Consider the following 18,810-nt stretch of genomic DNA (forward strand, 5'->3'; position numbering starts at 1 on the left):
ATGCGTTTTTCCACACAACACCCACCCCGGAACCGCCAGAGATTGTCATGGGGGGGGCCGGGGGGGGGGGGGCGAGGGGGGGGGGGGGGGCCCCCCCCCCCCCCCCCCCCCCCTCCGCACAGGCGTCCGGTTCAGCACTTCGGCGTGCAGGACTCCGACGGTCAGTCCTCCGACGAGTCGTCGTCCTCGGTCTCCGGTTTCGGTGGCTTCGGCGGCTTCGTACGGCCGCTGGGGTTGTCCCGCAGATACGAGGAGCTGTCGCTGCCGTCCGCCGTGGCGTGTCCGCCCGGGGCCGGGCCCGCCGGGCCGCTGCCGTCCCTGCGGCGCAGATAGCGCTCGAACTCGCGGGCGATCGCCTCGCCCGACGCCTCCGGCAGCTCGGCGGTGTCCCGGGCCTCCTCCAGCGTCTGCACGTACTCGGCGACCTCGCTGTCCTCGGCGGCCAGCTGGTCCACGCCCAGCTGCCAGGCCCGCGCGTCCTCGGGCAGCTCGCCCAGCGGAATGCGCAGGTCGATGAGGTCCTCCAGGCGGTTGAGGAGGGCCAGCGTCGCCTTCGGGTTCGGCGGCTGCGACACGTAGTGCGGTACGGCCGCCCACAGCGACACCGCCGGTACGCCCGCGTGCGTGCACGCCTCCTGGAGGATGCCGACGATGCCCGTGGGGCCCTCGTACTTGGTCTCCTCCAGGTCCATCGTGCGGGCCAGGTCCGGGTCGGACGTGACCCCGCTGACCGGCACCGGACGCGTGTGCGGGGTGTCGCCGAGCAGTGCGCCCAGGATGACGACCAGCTCGACGCCCAGCTCGTGGGCGAAGGCGAGCAGCTCGTTGCAGAACGAACGCCATCGCATCGACGGCTCGATACCCCGGACCAGCACCAGGTCACGCGGCTTCTCGCCGCCGACCCGGACCACCGACAGACGCGTGGTCGGCCAGGTGATCTTGCGTACGCCGCCGTCCAGCCACACGGTGGGGCGGTTCACCTGGAAGTCGTAGTAGTCCTCGGCGTCCAGCGCCGCGAACACCTCGCCCTTCCATTCCCTGTCCAGATGCGCGACCGCGGTGGAGGCGGCGTCGCCGGCGTCGTTCCAGCCTTCGAACGCGGCCACCATGACTGGGTCGATCAGCTCGGGAACCCCCTCCAGCTCGATCACCCAGCGCCTCCTTCCGACGTGCCCTCGCGTACGCCCCAACCTTACGGCGTGCCGAGGGGGCCTCCGCAGCCCCCTTGCACGGGGGAGTGAACGGATCACTGCCCCGTTCGCCACCCCGAAACACCCCTCAGTCATCCGAGCTGTCCTTGGTCAACTTCGCCGAAGACCCTGGACCTTGCCCTGAGGCCGCGCTATACGTCGGATGACTGTGAGAGGTCGGATGTTCGGCGGGCGACAAGGGGCACGCATGAACGAGCCCGTCACGGCTTCGAGGTCCAGGACATCCGGTTCCGCGGTGATCGACGCCGCCTGGGACCCCGCGGCCCGGCGCGCGGGCCTGCCCGTGTGGCGCCTCCTCGCGGGCATGACCCCCGAGGAGCCGGGCACGAGTGCCCTCGGCTCCTCGGACCGGACCCGCCCCGAGTCGATCGCCGCGCATGCCTATCCGGACGGGGCTCGTGCGGGCCCCGCGTGCGGGCAGGGCCCGATGAGAGTGCGTGCGACGTCTAGAGGGTGGACCGCAGCCACTGCTCCACGCTCGCGATGTGCACCGTCGCCCACGAGCGGGCCGCCTCCCCGTCCCGGTCGCGCAGGGCGGACAGGATCGCCCGGTGCTCGTGCAGCGTGCGGCTGACCGCGTCCTCCTGCGTCAGTCCGCGCCAGATGCGTGCCCGGGTGGTGGGCCCGGAGAGGCCGTCGAGGAGGGAGCAGAGCACCGAGTTCCCGGAGCTCTGCACGATGCCCCGGTGGAACTCCAGGTCGCAGGCGACGAGTTCCTCCACCGAGGGGGCGGCGCCGAGCGCGTCCAACTGGGCGGTCAGCGCGTCCAGTTGCTGCTCGCTGATGCGCGAGGCCGCCATCGCCGTGGCGGCGGGCTCCAGGATCCGGCGCACCGCGAGGAATTCGAGCACGGTGTCGTCGCGGTGGAAGTCGACGACGAAGCTCAGTGCCTCCAGGAGGAGTTGGGGATCCAGGCTGGTGACGTACGTGCCGTCGCCCTGCCGCACGTCCAGGATGCGGATCAGGGAGAGCGCGCGCACCGCCTCCCGCAGGGAGTTGCGGGACAGCCCGAGTTCGGCGGCGAGCTCGCTCTCCTTGGGGAGCCGGTCGCCGGGGCGCAGCGAACCGGAGACGATCATTCCCTTGATCTTCTCGATCGCCTCATCGGTGACTGCCATGGCGGGCCTCCCTGTCACTCAGAATGTCGATAAGACATCCGATGTCTCAGCCCATTATGGGGGTTCAGCAGGGTGAACGGGACAGAATCCGATGTCGGCTCGGACAAGCCCCCGATGCTGGCTCGGACAAGCCCGCGCACGGGCTCAGACCAGTGCCTCCAGATCGGCCAGGGCGGCGGCCTCGTCGAGCGTCGTGAGTGCCCGGTCCCGCATCAGGATCCTGCCGTCGACGACCGTGTCCCGTACGTCCGCCGAGTGCGCGGCGTACGCGAGCGTGGACCACGGGTCGTGCAGCGGCCGCAGATGGGGAGCGTTCAGGTCGAGCACGATCAGGTCGGCGCGCTTGCCCGCCTCCAGGGAGCCCAGGTGGTCGCCGAGCCCCAGCGCGCGGGCGCCCTCGATGGTGGCCATGCGGACGGCCTGTTCGGCGCCGACCGCGGTCGGGTCGCCGTCCGCCTTGTGGACGAGCGCGGCCTGCCGCACCGCCCCCAGCACATCCAGCGTGTTGGAGCTGACCGCGCCGTCCGTGCCGAGCCCGACGGTCACGCCGGCGCTCAGCAGCCGCGGAACGGGCGCGATGCCGCAGCCGAGCTTCAGATTGGAGACCGGACAGTGCGCGACCGCCGTACCGGTACGGGCCAGCGCCGCGATCTCAGGACCCGTCAGATCCACGGCGTGCGCGAGCAGCAGATCGGGGCCGAGCAGCCCGAGCGAGTCGAGCAGCTCCACGGGGCGCTTGCCGTAACGCACCTCGACGGTGGCGACCTCGGTCGCGTTCTCCGCCGCGTGGATGTGCAGCAGCGCGCCGAACTCCCGCGCCAGTGCGGCGATTTCGGTGAGCTGGTCCGGCGAGAGCGTGTACGTCGAGTGCGCGAAGAGGACGGGGCGGGTACCGGGCCGCGCGCTGACACGGTCGGCCAGGTCGCGGCGGGCCCACTCGAGGCGGTCCTCGTACGCGATGCCGTCCGCCGGGTCCGGTACGTCCATGAAGGTCGGCCCGGTGTGCAGCCGCCAGCCCGCCTCGCGCGCGGCCCGCTCGGCCGCCTCGTGGAACCAGTACATGTCGAGCGCCGACGTCACCCCGGCCCGTACGCTCTCGGCGATCGCGACCCGCACCGCCGCGGCGACGTTCTTCGCCGACAACAGCTCGGCCTCCCAGCGCAGCACCCGCTCCAGGAAGCCCTGCAGCGTGACGTCGTCGGCACGGCCGCGCAGCAGCGTCATCGCCAGGTGGGTATGGGTGTTGACGAGGCCGGGCAGGACCAGACAGCCGCTCGTGTCGAGGATGCCGGCGGGCTCGTACCGCGCGCGCAGCTCCTCGGCGGGGCCGACGGCGAGGATCTCGCCGTCGCGGATGGCGACGGCCCCGTCGCGTACGACCGTCCCCTCCTCGTCGACGGTGAGGATGTCACCGCCGGCGATGAGAAGGTCGGCGGCAGCGTGGGCGGGCGCGGGGACCCCAGCAGCCTCTGGCGCCGCGGGGATCCCAGCAGCCTCGCGGGCCGTGGGGAGCCCGGCGGCTTCGGAGGCCGCGGGACAGTCGGCGTTCGTCATTCCGCGTACTCCTCGGCCAGCAGACGCAGCGCCTCCAGCGAGACCACCGCGCCGCGTTCCACACCCGCCGCGACGACATCGCGGTGCGGGTTGTAGCCGCCGGTGGTGTCCTCGTCGACCAGCTCGTCGGCGTTCGCCCCGTCGACCACGAGCACGCCGCCCGCGACGAGACCGCGCAGCGACGCGGTGACCAGCAGCGCGGACAACTCCATCTCGATCGCCGCGAGGCCCGCGTTGTCGTACGCGGTGAGCGGGATCAGGCCCGGCTGGAAGGCCGCCCGGGTCCACACGAGACCCCGGTGGTGCGGGGCGCCCGCCGCGCGCGCCGCGCGCTGGAGCGCGAACACGGCCTCCGGGGAGGAGACCGCCGGGTACTCGGGCGGCAGCAGCTGCTGGGTCACACCGTCGTCGCGTACGGCCGCCTCCGCGATGACGAGGTCGCCGTCGCCGATGCCGGGTCGCATCGCCCCGGCCGTACCGAACCGCAGGAAGGTCGTGACCCCCGCGTCGGCCAGCTCCTGGAAGAGCAGGATCGCGCCGGGCGCGCCGACCCCGTGCGAGGCGACGGTGACCGGCAGGCCCTTCCAACTCCCGCTGAAAACACGGTATTCGCGGTGGTACGAGACCTCCTCGGCCCCGTCGAGCAGTTCGGCGACGGCCGCGGCGCGCGCCGGGTCGCCGACGACCAGGGCGTACGGCGGCAGGCCGGTGCGGGGTATGCGCGTGATGGGCAGCAGGTCCTGGGTCATGACGCGGCTCCAGCGGGGCGGGTACGGCGACGGCGGCGGGCCGTCGTGAGGAAGAGGGCGCCGAGCGTGACGACGTACGGCGCGGCGTCGGTCGCCTGCTGCGGCAGGCCGAGGCCCTGCAGGCGGAAGCCCGCGGCCTCGGCGAGGCCGAAGAGCAGCGCGGCGAGCAGAACGCCGAGGGGCAGGGCGCGGCCGAGCATGACGGCGACGACGGCGATCCAGCCGCGGCCCGCCGTCATGTTCTCGGAGAACAGCGTGACGTTCCCGAGGGCGAGTTGGGCGCCCGCCAGCCCGCACAGCACACCGGACACGAGCACGGCCGCGTACTGGTACTTGGCCGGGCTGACCCCGAGCGTGGCCGCGGCCTGAGGAGCCTCGCCGACGCCGCGCAGCCTGAGGCCCCACACGTGCCGCGAGAGCAGCAGCGCGGCGACGCCGACCGACGCCCACGCCAGATAGGCGAGCGGCGAGAAGCCACCGACCAACGGCAGCCCGGCCAGTGACGGGTCGTCAAAAGTGCCCTGCACACCGAAGACCGTACGCAGCAGGAAGCTCGTCAGGCCCACCGCGAGGAGGTTCATGGCCACGCCCAGAACCACCGCGTCTCCGCGCAGCGTCACCGCGCCGACGGCCAGGATCAGCGAGTACGCGGCGGCGGCGAGCGCGGCCGTGAGGACGCCGAGCCAGGGGCTCCCGGTGAACCAGCTCGTGGCCACCGACGTGAAGCAGCCCATCAGCATCATGCCTTCGAGGCCGATGTTGAAGACGCCCGCGCGCTCACAGATCGCACCGCCGAGCGCGGCCAGCAGGATCGGAGTGAGTGCGCGCAGCGCGGACATGAGGAGATCGGAGTCGAAGAACATCAGACGGCCGCCTTCTTCCGGAACCACCCGCGCGGAAAGCGCAGTCGGGCCGCCAGGAACACGATCACAATGGCTTGAAGCACCTGCGTCAGCTCGCGCGGCACCTCCGTGGTGCGCTCCATGGAGAGCCCGCCGACCTGGAGGACGGCGAAGAAGAACGACGCGAGGACCGTGCCCAGCGGGGCCGCGCCCGCGAGCAGCGCGGCGGTCAGACCCGTCCAGGTGTACCCGGGAGCGGTGAGCGCGCCGTCCAGGAAGCGGTACGGGAAGCTCAACACCCCGATGGCGCCCACGAGTCCGGCCAGCGCACCCGAGGTCGCCATCAGCCGCAGTGTCAGACCCTTGCGTTCGACGCCCGCGTAGGCGGCGAAGCGGGAGTTGAGGCCGGTCATACGGATCTCGTACCCCGTCGCCGTACGGGAGTCGGCGAACCAGTACGCCGCCGCGGCGAGCACGACGAGCAGCAGGCCGACCGTCACCGTCGAGTCGCCGAACGCGGGCAGTGCCACGCCGTCCGGCAGCTGGCGCGTCTGCGGGAGGCTGGAGCCCGGCTCCTTGAGGGGGTAGCGCGCCAGGTACGACGCCAGCGACGACGCCGGATAACTCAGCAGCAGGCTGCTGACCAGGAGCGGTACGCCGAAGTGGTTCTCGCAGAGCGCGGCCAGGGCGGCGTATCCGGCACCGGCCGCCATGCCCGCGAGCAGCGCGAGGACGACGGCGAGCGGCGCGGGCAGCGGTGCGTACAGGCCGGTGACCGCGGCGGCCATGCCGCCGAGCACCATCTGCCCGTCCCCGCCGAGGTTGATGAGCCCGGCCCGCAGCGGAATCGCCAGCGCCAGCGCCAGGCCGAGCACGCTGGTGCCGGTGCTCAGGGTCGATCCGATGCCGTCGGCGCCCAGCGATCCGCTGAGGACGGCGCCGTACGCGGTGAGCGGATCGGCGCCCGTGCCCACGAGGAAGAGGGCGCCGATCACGACCCCGGCGAGGACGGAGAAGGCGACGGGGGAGCGGAGGGCTCCCGCAACGCGGGTCATGGCAAGGCCCTTCGCGTCTCTTCGGGTCATGTCAGTCTCCGACCTGTACCGGGGGCTCTTGGGAGGCGGAGCCGCCCGCCATCGCGAGCCCCAGCGTCCGTTCGTCCGCCTCGTCCTTCGCGTACGTCGCCGTCACGCGGCCCTCGTACATCACCAGCACCCGGTCCGCGAGCCCGCGGATCTCGCTCAGCTCGGCCGACACGAGCAGCACTGCGTGGCCCGCGTCGCGATAGGCGACCAGCTCGTCGTGGATGTTCTGGATGGCGCCGATGTCGACACCCCGGGTGGGCTGCTCGACAAGCAACAGCGGGGCGTCGTGGGCGAGTTCGCGGCCGATCAGCAGCTTCTGGAGGTTGCCGCCGGAGAGCGCGGAGGCGGGCACCTCGGGCGTGGACGCCTTGATGCCGAAGCGATCCACGAGACGCCGCGCGTGGGCCCGTACGGCCGAGGGAGCCAGCAGTCCGCGACGCGAGGACAGCGACGTACGGTGATGGCCCATCGCGAGGTTGTCCGCGACGGACGCGGCGGGCGCGGTGCCGACCGCGTGCCGGTCCTCGGGGACGTACGCGAGGCCCTTGCCGCGCCGTACGGTCGCCGAGGCGTGGGTGATGTCGTGGCCTTGCAGGGTGACGCGCCCGGCCGTGACGGGCCGCAGCCCGGCCAGCGCCTCGATCAGCTCGCTCTGGCCGTTGCCCGCGACGCCCGCGATACCGACGATCTCGCCCGCGCGGACGGTGAGCCGGACATCGCGTACGACGTCCGTGGCGAGGTCCGCCACCTCCAGGACCACGTCACCCGGGGTGCCCCCGTCGTGCACGCGGTCCAGTTCGACCGCGCGGCCCGTCATCGCCGCGGCGATCTCGTCGGCGGTCGTCCCGGCGGTGCGCAGCCGGGCGACGACGCGCCCGTCCCGCAGCACGGTGACGTTGTCGCTGCCTTCGAGGACCTCGCGCAGCTTGTGCGTGACAAGGATCACCGTACGGCCCTGCGCGGTCAGCGACTTGAGGACCGCGAACAGGGCGTCGGCCTCGGCGGGGGTGAGGACGGCCGTCGGCTCGTCGAGGATGAGCGTACGGGCGCCGCGGTGCAGCAGCTTCAGGATCTCCACGCGCTGGCGCAGGCCGACCGGCAGGTCGCCGACCCGGGCGTCCGGGTCGACGGCGAGGCCGTGCTCCTCGGCGAGTTCGCGCACCCGGCACCGGGCCGCCGCCCGGTCGACCAGACCGAAGCGGCGCGGCTCGGCGGCGAAGACGACGTTCTCGGCGACCGTCAGCGAGTCGAACAGCTTGAAACTCTGGTGCACCATGCCGAGCCCGGCGGCCATCGCGTCGCCGGGGTCGCCGAAGGACACCTCGCGCCCGTCGATCCGCACGGAACCCGCGTCGGGCCGCTCCATGCCGTACAGGACGGACATGAGCGTGGACTTGCCCGCGCCGTTCTCGCCCATCAGGGCGTGGATCTCGCCGCGCTCGACGGTCAGGTCGACGGAGTCGTTGGCGAGCGTGCCGGGGAACCGCTTGGTGATTCCCCGGAGCTCGACGGCGGCAGCGCGGTCGGCGGAGCCGGCGGCGACGGAGTCGTCAGCTCGCTGCGGGGTCATCGACCTTCAGCTCTCCGGACACGATCTGGTCGCGCAGCGCCTTGACCTTCGTCAGGACGTCCTTGTGCTGCGCGATGACGCACTTGGAGGTGTCGACGCCGGCCTCAAGACCCGTGAGGCTGATGCCGCCCTCCTTCAGGCCGTAGGAGACGGTCGTGCCGGTCTTACCGGCGAGGACCTGCTTGATGCCCTCCTCGACGGCGACGTCCGTCTTCTTGATCACGTTGTCGACGACCGTGCCGGGAGAGGAGACGCACTGGTTGACGTCGACGCCGTACGCGTACGCGCCCTTGGCCTTCGCGGCCTCGAAGACGCCGTAGTTGCCGGCCGCGGCGGCCGCCATGATCTGGTCGGTGCCCTTGGACAGCAGCGAGTTCGCCTGCTCCTTGGCGCGGGCCGAGTCGTCGAACGGGGACTGGCCGCCGACGAAGCGGGTGGAGGTGGACGTCTTGGCGGCCACCTTCTCGGCACCGGCCGCGAACGGGTCGCTGTAGCGCCGGAACTGGGGCGTGTCGAGCACGTCCACCGCGCCGACCTTGCCGCTCTTGCTGAGCAGACCCGCCTCGGCGCCCGCCAGGTACACGCCCTCGTGCTCACGGAAAGTGGCGCACGTGACGTTCTTGTACGTCTTCGTCGTGCACGCGTCGATCATCAGGAACTGCTGGTCGGTGTGCGCCTTCGCCTGCTGCGCGACCAGGTCCGCGAACTCGAAGCCGACCAGCACGATGACGTCCGGCTTCGCCTCCACCGCGGCCTGCACGTTCTGCTGCTGCGAGGCGGTGTCCGAGGACTGGTAGACCTTCTGCGTCCCGTCGTGCGCCTTGGCCGCGGCCTTCACCCCGTCGACCGCGAGCTTCAGGAACTCGTTCTGCCCCACGGCGTCGGGCGTGACGAGCGTGAAGGACTTGCCGCCGCTCGCGGCGCTGTCGGACGAACTGCCCTTGGCGGCCGCGTTGCAGGCGGTGGCGAGAAGCGCGGTGCCCGCGGCGAGGGCGGCGAACTGGAGGGTGCGGCGAGATCTGCGGTACATCGGAATGACCTTCCGGAGGGTGCGGCAGGGCACGTGGGGGACGAGCAAGAGGGTGAGGCTTGGCGAACGGCGGGAGCTGAACGGGGAGTCAGCTGCGACAGCCGTCGCTGGCGCACCGGCCGTGGTCGAGGAAACGGCGCATCGTGAGCAGCACACGTCCTCCTTCGCATGGGCCTTCGGGCTGCGGGTGCTGGACTGTAACACCGGTTTCCGGACACTTGCCCGATTGTCTCGAACTGTGGTTCGTCGAGGTCATGTACGGTTGCGCGCACCTTCGGAACATCAGGAGTGTCCCGCTATGCCCCAGGAACTGCGCGCCGTCGACTGGACCGGAAGCAGCCTCGCGCTCATCGACCAGACCACGCTTCCGCATCGCACCGAGGCTCGCGAAATCCATGACGTGGACGCCCTGGTGGACGCGATCCAGCGGCTCGTCGTGCGGGGCGCTCCGGCGATCGGGGCGGCGGGGGCGTACGGGGTGGCGCTCGCTCTGCTGCAGGGCGAGCGGGAGGGATGGGACCGCTCGGAGGTGCGCGCGGCGGTCGCCCGGATCCGCGAGGCCCGCCCGACCGCGGTGAATCTCATGGTGTGCGTGGACCGCGTGATGACCCGCTTCGACGAGGGCCTTGAAGCGGTCCTCGCCGAGGCGGCGGCCGTGCAGCGCGAGGACGTCGAGGCGAACCGGGCGATGGGGGCGTACGGCGCGGACTGGCTCCTCAAGCGCGTCGGTGCCGACCGTCCCCTGCGCATCCTGACGCACTGCAACACGGGCGCGCTCGCCACCGCCGGCTGGGGCACGGCTCTCGGTGTCATCCGCGAACTGCACGCGCGCGGCCAGGTCGAGGTCGTGTACGCCGACGAGACGCGCCCCCTCCTCCAGGGCTCCCGGCTCACTGCCTGGGAACTCGTCCAGGAGGGCATACCCCACTACGTCCAGGCCGACGGCGCCGCCGCCGGCACCATCCTGCGCGGCGAGGTCGACGCGGCCGTCGTCGGCGCCGACCGCGTCGCCGCGAACGGCGACACGGCCAACAAGGTCGGCACCGTGGGGGTCGCGCTGGCCTGCGCGGACGCGGGTATCCCGTTCCTGGTCGCCGCCCCCACCACGACGGTGGACCTGTCGACGGCCTCGGGTACCGACATCCACATCGAACTCCGCGGCGAGGACGAGGTGTTGGAGTGGGCGGGCGTACGGACGGCTCCGGCCGAGTCCCGGGGGCACAACCCGGCGTTCGACGTCACGCCGGGGCGGTTGGTGACGGGGCTGGTCACCGAGCGTGGAGTGATCGAGGTGTCGGCGGGGGAGCTGCCGGGAGAGCATCTGCGCTGAGAGCAGCCGGAAGCCGCGGTCCGACGACGACATCGTCGGACCGCGGCTTTTTCGTCGGGCTCAGCGCCGAATTCAGCGCCGAATTCAGCGCCGGGTTCGGTGCCGGGTTCGGTGCCGGGTTCGGTGCTGAGCTTCGCGCCGAGCTCAGCGCTGAGTCAGCTCCAACTCCAGCAGCCACTCCACGACTTCGGTGTGGTGCCGCGCCTGACGCGGGTCGGCGCCCCACACGTACAGTCCGTGGCCCGCCACGACCACCGCGGGCATGCGGGGGTCCCGGGCCGCCTCCAGTCGGTCGCCGAGGACCTTCATGTCCTGGCTGTTGGCGATGACGGGGAGGGTGACCTCGACGTCGTGGGCGGGCTGGCCGACGCCCTTGAGCATCTCCACGTCCTTGAAGACGATGCCGCCCGGCTCGCGGCGGCCCATCGCCACGGAGGCCACGGTGTGGACGTGGACGACCGCCCCCGCGCCCGTGAGCGCGGCCACGCGCGCGTGCAGCTCGGCCTCCGCCGACGGCTTGCCGCCCGCGACCGCCGCGCCCGAGCCGTCCACCAACACCACGTCCGCGGGCGTCAGTTCACCCTTGTCGTGCCCGCTGGCCGTGACCGCGAGGCGCAGCGGGTCCCGGGACAGCACGACGGACAGGTTGCCGGACGTGCCGCGCATCCAGCCGAAGGAGGCGAAGCGGGCCGACTCGGCGGCCAGGATCGCGCCCGCCTCCTCCAGGGCCGGCGCTGACGTCTCGACGGTCATGTGGTGCTCCTTGCGATGGTGATCTCGTCGAACGTCCCCGCCTGCGGGTGATCGCCGACGCCCTGCTCGTAGTACGGCTCTCCGGGGCGGCGTACTCCCACGGCGTGCCAGCCCGCGGCACGCGCGGCGTCCAGCTCGCCCGGCCGGTCGGAGAGGAAGAGGAGGCGGTCGGGTGCGGAACCCAGCGCCGCCGCGATCGTGGCGTACGACTCCGGCTCCTGCTTCGGCCCCGCGTTCTCCGTGTCGTACAACCCCTCGACGAGCGGCAGCAGATCGCCCTCGGGGCTCGACCGGAACCACGCGCGCTGCGCGGCGACGGAGCCGGACGAGTACACGTGCAGCCGTACGCCCGCCGCGTGCCACGCGCGCAGCGCCGGGAGCACGTCGTCGTAGAAGTGCGAGACGAGGTCGCCGCGCGCGAAGCCCTCGGACCAGATGATGCCCTGAAGGGTCTTCAGGGGCGTGGCCTTGCGGTCCTCGTCGAGCCACTCGTTCAGGGCCTTCTCGACGCGTACGGCGTCGGCGTCCGGCTCCTCGATGAGCTCCCGCACCTGCGCGACCGCCCGGGCCACCTCCGGATCACCGCTCCGCTCCGAGAGCAGTGCTCCGAAACGAGAGCGCGAGTACGGGTAGAGCACGTCCACGACGAACCCCGTGGCGCTCGTGGTGCCCTCGATGTCGAGCACCACGGAGTCCACGTCGAAGTGCAGCGTCACGCGGCGGCCTTGTCCTGCTGGTACCCGGCGTCGATCGTGTCGTAGTCCGGGAAGCGGGAGGCGATCGTGGAGCCGGTGAAGCTGCCGATCCAGCCGTCCTCCTCGTGGAAGAAGCGGATCGCGGTGAACGCCGGCTTCGTCCCCATGTCGAACCAGTGCGTCGTGCCGCGCGGCACGCCCAGCAGGTCGCCCTTCTCGCAGTAGACGGCGTGCACCTCGCCGTTCACGTGCAGATAGAAGATCCCGGACCCGGTGACGAAGAAGCGGACCTCGTCATCGTCGTCGTGGGTGTGCTCCTGGAGGAACTTCGCGCGGGCCGCCTTCGCCTTCACCGGGTACTCGGCGTCGTCGCTCGGGTGCAGCCCGAGGACGTCGACCGTGGTGAAGCCCTCCTCGGCGTTCAGCTTCTCGATCTCCGGACCGTACGCGGCGAACACGGTGTCGCTGTCGGCGTCCGCCGGTACGTCCTCGCGGATCGGCCACTGCTCGTAGCGCACCCCGATCGGCGCCAGCGCGGCGGCGATCTCGGCGGGGTCGGAGGTACGGCGCACCTCGGTCTCGGGTCCGGACTCGGGCCAGGTCGTCAGCAGGGTCATGGGAGCAACTCCAGGAACTGGAAGGGAAGTCCGGATGCTGGACAGGCACCCGGAGGGGGCGGAGCGGGAGGCGGCGGGCCATGCCCGGGGCGCGGCGCGCGGTGGGCGGAAGCCAGTGGGAATCCTGCGGGGGATCCGCCGGGGACCCTTGGAAACCCGGTGGTCAGCCGCGACACGCCGCGCCGGTACAGCGGTGCATCGCTGTCGCGCCTGGTGTCGTCATCGGAGCCTCACTGTCCCGGGTCGGGTGCCGGTTCCGAGATGGTAACTCCCGGCGGGGGGTCGGCCGGGTGTGATGAACTTGTTGTCTCAACTACTGAGAATCCCGGTCTTGCGCTTTGACGCATGGCTGGAATCGTTCCCATGATCTGCGTATGAAGACGCCGCTGCTCGTGCGGCGGCTGTACGTGGACTTGCTCCGGTCGACCACGGCCCGCTGTCGCTGAGTCCGGGCGGGTTTTTCGCCCCCGCCGACCCAGGCCCCGCTCCTCAATCGCCGGAGGGGCTGATTCTTAGCCCGTCCGGCGTTTGAGGACGAGGCCGTTCAGGCCGACAGCGGGGGTCTGGGGGCGGCAGCCCCCAGGTACGGGACGGGTAGGGGTGGAGGGGGCGAATGACCCCGTCCTCAGGCCCGCTTCTGCCAAGCTCGCGCCAGCAGTTCGTACGACCGCACACGATCCTCGTGATCGTGCGTGATCGTGGTGATGACCAACTCGTCGGCCCCGGTGGCCCGCCGCAACGCATGCAACCGCTCGGTGACAGTCCCCACCGCGCCCACGAACTGCGTGTCAACCCGATCGCGCACCAACTCCCGCTCCTCATCGGTCCATTGATGCCCATGCGCCTCCTCGGGCGAAGGGAACGGAATCGCCCCCTCGCCGCCGCGGATGGACCGGACCCAGGGCGCGTACCCGGCGGCAAGCCGCCGCGCAGTGTCGTCGTCCGGCCCGACCACGACGTCGGCCGAGACGGCGACGTAGGGCTCGGCGAGGGCCCAGGACGGCCGGAACGCCTGGCGGTACGCCTTCACCGCCTCCACGACGGAGGCGGGCGAGACGTGGTAGTTCGCCGCGAACGGCAGCCCCCGCGCCCCCGCCACCTCGGCACTCTCACCGGCGCTGCTCCCGAGGATCCACACATCGACGTCCGCGCCCGCGCCGGGCACCGGACGCGCCTCGGTGCCGTCCTCGTCGGCGTACGTACCGGTCAGGAGCGCGAGAATCTCGGCGACCTGCTCCTCGTACGCGGGAGCCTGCGCTCCCGGCTGCTGCAACAGGCTCAACTGGAGCCGGAAGCGCGGGGACTGGAGGAGCTGGGCGAAGCCGGTGAAACGGGGCGGGAGATACAGGCCCTCGTCCGTGAACGTTCCTTGTGCCGCGCCGTCGGCGTCGACGGGAGGAGTCTTCCTCGGCCGCCCCGACCGCCCGAGCCCCAGATCGATCCGCCCCGGAAACAGCGCGTCCAGGATCCCGAACTGCTCCACGACCGACAGTGGCGTCTGATGCCCCAGCAGTACGGCCCCCGAACCGACGCGGATCTCCCGGGTCGCCTGCGCCACGGCCTGGATCACCAGCGCGGGCACCGAGCTCGCGACACCGGGGTTGAGGTGGTGCTCGGCCAGCCAGTAGCGGCGGTAGCCGAACTCCTGGGCCGCGCGGGCCAGTTCGACGGTGTTGCGCAGCGCGGTCCGAGCGTCGGAACCGGAGGAAATGGGCACGAGATCGAGCACGGAGAGGGGAACCAGAGGCATCGTCCCACTCTCGCCGCGGGACATTGCCGCGGTATGTACGCGGTATGGCAGCGTGTCCGACCAGCTCGGAAGAGGCAGGAAGGGCGGCTCTCCCCCGTGGGAGCCGCCCTTCACGACATGGTGATCCGGTGATCTACTTCTTGTCGAGCAGGTCCTGCACCTTGCCCCGGACCTCGTCCGTGGCGAGACCGCGGATCGTCAGAGTCGTACGGCGGCGCAGCACGTCGTCCGGCGTCTGGGCCCACTCGTTGTCCCGGGCGTAGACGACCTGCGCCCAGATCTCCGGGGCGTCCGGGTGGACGCGCTCGCCGAGCTCAGGGTTGTCGTTCGCCAGGCGGGCGATGTCGAAGGCCAGCGAGCCGTAGTGCGTGGCCAGGTGCTTGGCGGTGTCGGCCGCCATGCGCGGGCCGGGGGCCGGGCCGTCGACCAGCAGCCGGTGGGCGACGGCGCGCGGGTTGGCGACACCGGGGAGCGGCAGCTTCTTCGGCAGCTCGGAGATCGGCTCGAAGTCCTCACCCAGCGGGTGGCCCGGCAGCGACTCCAGCTTCTTCATGACCGTACGGCCGATGTGCCGGAAGGTGGTCCACTTGCCGCCCGCGACGGACAGCATCCCGGCACGGCCTTCCGTGACGACCGTCTCGCGCTTGGCCTTCGACGTGTCGCCGGGGCCGCCGGGCAGCACCCGCAGACCGGCGAAGGAGTACGTGATCAGGTCACGGGAGAGCTGCTGGTCGCGGATGGAGAACGCGGCCTCGTCCAGGATCTGGGATATGTCCTCCTCGTTGACCGCGACCTCGCCCGGGTCACCCTCGTACTCCTCGTCGGTCGTGCCGAGCAGGAGCATGTCCTCCCAGGGGAGGGCGAAGGTGATGCGGTACTTGTCGATGGGGGTCGCCAGCGCGGCCTTCCACGGCGAAGTGCGCTTCAGCACCAGGTGCGCGCCCTTCGACAGGCGGATGGACGGCGCCGAGTCCGGGTCCTCCATCTTGCGCAGGTGGTCGACCCAGGGGCCGGTGGCGTTGAGCACGAGGCGCGCGTTGACGCCGAACTCCTCGCCGTTCGTACGGTCCTTGAGGTCCGCGCCCGTGACCCGGCCCTTGGTGAAGCGCAGGCCGGTGACTTCGGCGTGGTTGAGGACGACGGCACCGGACTCGACGGCCGCGCGGACCGTCATCAGGGCCATCCGGGAGTCGTTCATCTGGTCGTCGCCGTACACGGCCACGGCCTTCAGGTTGTCGGTGCGCAGCTCGGGCACGTCCTGCGCGGCCTTCGAGGGGCTCAGCAGGTGCCCGACGCCGTCGCCGAACGCCGACAGCGCGGAGTAGGCGAAGACGCCCGCTCCGAGCTTCGCAGCGCCGTGCGGCCCGCCCTTGTACACGGGGAGGTAGAACGTGAGCGGGTTCGCCAGGTGGGGGGCCACCTGGCGGGAGACCGCACGGCGCTCGAAGTGGTTCTCCGCCACCAGCTTCACCGCGCCGGTCTGCAGGTAGCGCAGACCGCCGTGGAGAAGCTTGGAGGAGGCGGAAGAGGTGGCGCCGGCGAAGTCGCCGGCGTCGACCAGGGCCACCCGCAGCCCGGACTGCGCGGCGTGCCAGGCGGTGGAGATGCCCAGGATGCCGCCGCCGATGACGAGGAGGTCGTACGTCGCCTTGGAAAGCTGCTCCCGGGTCTCGGCGCGGCTCGGGTTGGAGCCGGAGGCCGGGTGCGTACCGAGGGCAGGCACGGACTGCAGGGTGGCTTGACTGGTCATGCGGGTTCTTACTCCTCGTCCTCGATCCAGCCCATGGTCCGCTCGACGGCCTTGAGCCAGCTCTTGTACTCACGGTCGCGGGTCTCCGCGGCCATGTTCGGGGTCCACTCCGCGGCCCGGCGCCAGTTGGCGCGCAGGTCCTCGGTGTTGGACCAGAAGCCGACGGCGAGACCGGCGGCGTAGGCAGCGCCGAGGCAGGTGGTCTCGGCGACCATCGGGCGCACCACGGGGGCGTCCAGGACGTCGGCCAGGGTCTGCATCAGCAGGTTGTTGGAGGTCATGCCGCCGTCGACCTTGAGGGCCGTGAGCTCGACACCGGAGTCCTTGGTCATGGCGTCGCTGACATCACGGGTCTGCCAGGCGGTGGCCTCGAGCACGGCGCGCGCGATGTGCGCCTTGGTGACGTACCGGGTCAGACCGGTGATCACACCGCGGGCGTCCGGGCGCCAGTACGGGGCGAACAGACCGGAGAAGGCCGGCACGAAGTAGGCGCCGCCGTTGTCCTCGACCGAGGACGCGAGGGTCTCGATCTCGGCGGCGGACTTGATGAGGCCCATCTGGTCGCGCATCCACTGGACGAGCGAGCCGGTGACGGCGATGGAGCCCTCGAGGGCGTAGACCGGAGCCTGGTCGCCGATGCGGTAGCCGACCGTGGTCAGCAGGCCCGAGTACGAGTTGATGATCTTGTCACCGGTGTTCATCAGCATGAACGTGCCGGTGCCGTACGTGGACTTGGCCTCGCCCTCGGAGAAACAGGTCTGGCCGAACAGGGCCGCCTGCTGGTCGCCGAGCGCGGAGGCGACCGGGATGCCGCCGAGCAGGTCGCCCAGCTTGCCGCCGGTGACCTCGCCGTAGACCTCGGCGGAGGAGCGGATCTCGGGCAGCATGTTCAGCGGGACGCCGATGGACTCGGCGATCTTCTCGTCCCACTCCAGGGTGTGCAGGTTCATCAGCATGGTGCGGGAGGCGTTGGTGACGTCGGTGTAGTGCTTGCCGCCGTTGACACCGCCCGTCAGGTTCCAGATGACCCAGGTGTCCATGGTGCCGAAGAGGATGTCCCCGACCTCGGCGCGCTCGCGCAGGCCCTCGACGTTGTCGAGCAGCCAGCGGGCCTTGGGGCCGGCGAAGTACGACGCGAGCGGCAGGCCGGTCTCCCGGCGGAAGCGGTCCTGGCCGACGTTGCGGCCGAGCTCCTTGCAGAGCGCGTCGGTGCGGGTGTCCTGCCAGACGAGGGCGTTGTGGACGGGCTCACCGGTGTTCTTGTCCCACAGCAGCGTGGTCTCACGCTGGTTGGTGATGCCGATGGCCTTGATGTCGTCGCGGGTGATGCCGGCCTTCTCGATGGCACCGGCCACGACCTCCTGGACGTTGGTCCAGATCTCGGTGGCGTTGTGCTCGACCCAGCCCGGCTTGGGGAAGATCTGCTCGTGCTCCTTCTGGTCGACGGAGACGATACGGCCGTCGCGGTCGAAGACGATGCAGCGGGACGAGGTGGTCCCCTGGTCGATCGCTGCGATGAAGGGGCCGGCGGTGTGTGCGTCGGTCACGGTGTGCTCCTGGAAGTTCCGTATGAGAGGGGCTTTATCCACGGCGCGGTGCTGTGAGGCGTGCTGGTGAGAAGCGTGCGGCTCTTCAAGCAGTGCTCTTAAGCGAAAGCGACGTTGTATATGCCTGCAGCGATCGCTCCGCCGATCAGCGGACCGACGACCGGGATCCAGGCGTAGCTCCAGTCGGAACCGCCCTTGTTGGGCAGGGGGAGCAGGGCGTGCACGATGCGCGGGCCGAGGTCACGGGCCGGGTTGATCGCGTAGCCGGTGGGGCCACCGAGCGAGAGGCCGATGCTGACGACCACGAGCGCGGTGATCAGGGCGCCGAGGGTGCCGAGGCCATTGCCGTTGTCGTTCAGGCCCTGCGTGAGGATCGCGAGGATCAGGACGACGGTGCCGATGATCTCGGTGGCGAGGTTCTGTACCACGTTCCGGATCTCGGGGCCGGTGGAGAAGATGCCCAGCACGGGGCCGGCGCCGGTCTCCTGGGCTTCGACGGCCTTGGTCTTGGTGGCCTGCGCGCCCGGACCGCCGACGATCTCGCGGTCGGTGAGGTGCGCGTGGAACTGACCGTAGTAGGCGACCCAGACCAGCGTGGCACCGATCAGGGCGCCGAGCAGCTGTCCGCCCCAGTAGGTGGCGACGTTGCTGAAGTCGTTGTCCTTGATCGCGAGCGCGAGCGTCACGGCCGGGTTGAGGTGCGCACCGGAAAGCGGCGCCGAGATGTAGACCGCGGTCAGAACCGCGAAGCCCCACCCGAAGGTGATGGCGAGCCATCCGGCGTTGCGCGCCTTGGAGGCCTTCAGCGTGACGGCGGCGCACACGCCACCGCCGAGCAGGATGAGAACGGCGGTACCGATGGTCTCGCCGATGAAGATGTCGGAGCTGGACACCCGCGACTCCTTTGTCCTTCGTCCAGGGGAAGCCGAACCCCGGGTCCCTCCGGTGGTTCGTGCTCTCAGGGAGAGAGAGCGATACGGCCCTTGGCGTCGCCACACTCTAACGCGTATTGCCGGTAGGTGTTCGACAATGCCGACCGATGGACGGGAGTCTTGCCCCCGCGTTACCAGCACGTCAAGAGCTCCGTTATCGAAAACACGATCGTTATTGATCGTTGTGAGCTATCGATCTTGGGGCGGCAGCGCACCGCGTGCGACCGGCCACTTCGCGTGGTGGCGCACACGCGAGAAGGACCGGGTCCGCGGTCGC

The 18,810-nt window shown here is 71.0% G+C and carries 16 protein-coding genes; 1 reads left to right on the top strand and 15 read right to left on the bottom strand.

Annotation, left to right across the window (positions count from 1 at the left end):
- Positions 1–161: 161 nt before the first annotated feature.
- The 8 genes from ACZ4WS_RS09255 to ACZ4WS_RS09290 all read right to left on the bottom strand — a co-directional run bounded on the left by ACZ4WS_RS09255 (position 162) and on the right by ACZ4WS_RS09290 (position 9,159).
- Complete coding sequence (locus tag ACZ4WS_RS09255) at positions 162–1,151, bottom strand: PAC2 family protein (RefSeq protein ID WP_467978673.1); 990 nt, start codon at positions 1,149–1,151, stop codon at positions 162–164.
- Between the two features lie 506 nt (positions 1,152–1,657).
- Entirely contained in the window at positions 1,658–2,329 is a 672-nt protein-coding gene (locus ACZ4WS_RS09260; RefSeq protein ID WP_467978675.1) for a FadR/GntR family transcriptional regulator, read from the bottom strand.
- A gap of 144 nt (positions 2,330–2,473) precedes the next feature.
- Entirely contained in the window at positions 2,474–3,883 is a 1,410-nt protein-coding gene (locus tag ACZ4WS_RS09265) for an amidohydrolase (protein WP_467978677.1), read from the bottom strand.
- Positions 3,880–4,632: a nucleoside phosphorylase gene (locus tag ACZ4WS_RS09270; RefSeq protein ID WP_467978679.1), complete on the bottom strand. Its 753-nt coding sequence runs from the start codon at positions 4,630–4,632 to the stop codon at positions 3,880–3,882. The genes ACZ4WS_RS09265 and ACZ4WS_RS09270 overlap by 4 nt, the downstream gene beginning before the upstream one ends.
- Positions 4,629–5,495 (bottom strand): ABC transporter permease, encoded by an 867-nt coding sequence (locus tag ACZ4WS_RS09275; protein WP_467978680.1) that lies wholly within the window; start codon positions 5,493–5,495, stop codon positions 4,629–4,631. The genes ACZ4WS_RS09270 and ACZ4WS_RS09275 overlap by 4 nt, the downstream gene beginning before the upstream one ends.
- Entirely contained in the window at positions 5,495–6,529 is a 1,035-nt protein-coding gene (locus ACZ4WS_RS09280) for an ABC transporter permease (protein WP_467979252.1), read from the bottom strand. Before ACZ4WS_RS09280 ends, ACZ4WS_RS09275 begins: the two co-directional genes overlap by 1 nt.
- Before the next feature lie 31 nt (positions 6,530–6,560).
- On the bottom strand, positions 6,561–8,129 hold the full coding sequence (locus tag ACZ4WS_RS09285; protein ID WP_467978682.1) for an ABC transporter ATP-binding protein: 1,569 nt from the start codon (positions 8,127–8,129) through the stop codon (positions 6,561–6,563).
- Entirely contained in the window at positions 8,110–9,159 is a 1,050-nt protein-coding gene (locus ACZ4WS_RS09290; RefSeq protein ID WP_467978685.1) for a BMP family ABC transporter substrate-binding protein, read from the bottom strand. The genes ACZ4WS_RS09285 and ACZ4WS_RS09290 overlap by 20 nt, the downstream gene beginning before the upstream one ends.
- A 298-nt stretch (positions 9,160–9,457) precedes the next feature.
- Here ACZ4WS_RS09290 and mtnA point away from each other — a divergent pair, with 298 nt between their 5' ends.
- Positions 9,458–10,489, top strand: coding sequence for an S-methyl-5-thioribose-1-phosphate isomerase (gene mtnA / locus ACZ4WS_RS09295; protein ID WP_467978687.1), 1,032 nt, complete (start codon positions 9,458–9,460; stop codon positions 10,487–10,489).
- Between the two features lie 144 nt (positions 10,490–10,633).
- Here the strand turns inward: mtnA and mtnB are convergent, their stop codons facing one another.
- The 7 genes from mtnB to ACZ4WS_RS09330 all read right to left on the bottom strand — a co-directional run bounded on the left by mtnB (position 10,634) and on the right by ACZ4WS_RS09330 (position 18,494).
- Complete coding sequence (gene mtnB, locus ACZ4WS_RS09300) at positions 10,634–11,242, bottom strand: methylthioribulose 1-phosphate dehydratase (RefSeq protein WP_467978689.1); 609 nt, start codon at positions 11,240–11,242, stop codon at positions 10,634–10,636.
- Positions 11,239–11,958: an acireductone synthase gene (gene mtnC, locus ACZ4WS_RS09305; protein ID WP_467978690.1), complete on the bottom strand. Its 720-nt coding sequence runs from the start codon at positions 11,956–11,958 to the stop codon at positions 11,239–11,241. The genes mtnB and mtnC overlap by 4 nt, the downstream gene beginning before the upstream one ends.
- On the bottom strand, positions 11,955–12,554 hold the full coding sequence (locus ACZ4WS_RS09310) for a 1,2-dihydroxy-3-keto-5-methylthiopentene dioxygenase (protein ID WP_467978692.1): 600 nt from the start codon (positions 12,552–12,554) through the stop codon (positions 11,955–11,957). The genes mtnC and ACZ4WS_RS09310 overlap by 4 nt, the downstream gene beginning before the upstream one ends.
- Positions 12,555–13,179: 625 nt before the next feature.
- Complete coding sequence (locus ACZ4WS_RS09315; RefSeq protein WP_467978694.1) at positions 13,180–14,304, bottom strand: LLM class flavin-dependent oxidoreductase; 1,125 nt, start codon at positions 14,302–14,304, stop codon at positions 13,180–13,182.
- A gap of 133 nt (positions 14,305–14,437) precedes the next feature.
- Positions 14,438–16,054, bottom strand: coding sequence for a glycerol-3-phosphate dehydrogenase/oxidase (locus ACZ4WS_RS09320; RefSeq protein WP_467978696.1), 1,617 nt, complete (start codon positions 16,052–16,054; stop codon positions 14,438–14,440).
- 8 nt (positions 16,055–16,062) lie between these two features.
- Complete coding sequence (glpK, locus tag ACZ4WS_RS09325; protein WP_467978698.1) at positions 16,063–17,601, bottom strand: glycerol kinase GlpK; 1,539 nt, start codon at positions 17,599–17,601, stop codon at positions 16,063–16,065.
- Positions 17,602–17,699: 98 nt separating this feature from the next.
- Positions 17,700–18,494, bottom strand: a complete 795-nt coding sequence (locus tag ACZ4WS_RS09330) for an MIP/aquaporin family protein (protein WP_467978700.1) — start codon at positions 18,492–18,494, stop codon at positions 17,700–17,702.
- Between the last annotated feature and the right edge of the window lie 316 nt (positions 18,495–18,810).

It is taken from the genome of Streptomyces sp. NPDC029292 (assembly GCF_055569295.1).

What these genes read in the sequence shown, in the direction of transcription:
- ACZ4WS_RS09260 (WP_467978675.1), bottom strand. Translation starts at nt 2,329, where the DNA reads ATGGCAGTCACCGATGAGGCGATCGAGAAGATCAAGGGAATGATCGTC.
- ACZ4WS_RS09265 (WP_467978677.1), bottom strand. Translation starts at nt 3,883, where the DNA reads ATGACGAACGCCGACTGTCCCGCGGCCTCCGAAGCCGCCGGGCTCCCC.
- ACZ4WS_RS09270 (WP_467978679.1), bottom strand. Translation starts at nt 4,632, where the DNA reads ATGACCCAGGACCTGCTGCCCATCACGCGCATACCCCGCACCGGCCTG.
- ACZ4WS_RS09275 (WP_467978680.1), bottom strand. Translation starts at nt 5,495, where the DNA reads ATGTTCTTCGACTCCGATCTCCTCATGTCCGCGCTGCGCGCACTCACT.
- ACZ4WS_RS09280 (WP_467979252.1), bottom strand. Translation starts at nt 6,529, where the DNA reads ATGACCCGCGTTGCGGGAGCCCTCCGCTCCCCCGTCGCCTTCTCCGTC.
- ACZ4WS_RS09285 (WP_467978682.1), bottom strand. Translation starts at nt 8,129, where the DNA reads ATGACCCCGCAGCGAGCTGACGACTCCGTCGCCGCCGGCTCCGCCGAC.
- ACZ4WS_RS09290 (WP_467978685.1), bottom strand. Translation starts at nt 9,159, where the DNA reads ATGTACCGCAGATCTCGCCGCACCCTCCAGTTCGCCGCCCTCGCCGCG.
- mtnA (WP_467978687.1), top strand. Translation starts at nt 9,458, where the DNA reads ATGCCCCAGGAACTGCGCGCCGTCGACTGGACCGGAAGCAGCCTCGCG.
- mtnB (WP_467978689.1), bottom strand. Translation starts at nt 11,242, where the DNA reads ATGACCGTCGAGACGTCAGCGCCGGCCCTGGAGGAGGCGGGCGCGATC.
- ACZ4WS_RS09310 (WP_467978692.1), bottom strand. Translation starts at nt 12,554, where the DNA reads ATGACCCTGCTGACGACCTGGCCCGAGTCCGGACCCGAGACCGAGGTG.
- ACZ4WS_RS09315 (WP_467978694.1), bottom strand. Translation starts at nt 14,304, where the DNA reads ATGCCTCTGGTTCCCCTCTCCGTGCTCGATCTCGTGCCCATTTCCTCC.
- ACZ4WS_RS09320 (WP_467978696.1), bottom strand. Translation starts at nt 16,054, where the DNA reads ATGACCAGTCAAGCCACCCTGCAGTCCGTGCCTGCCCTCGGTACGCAC.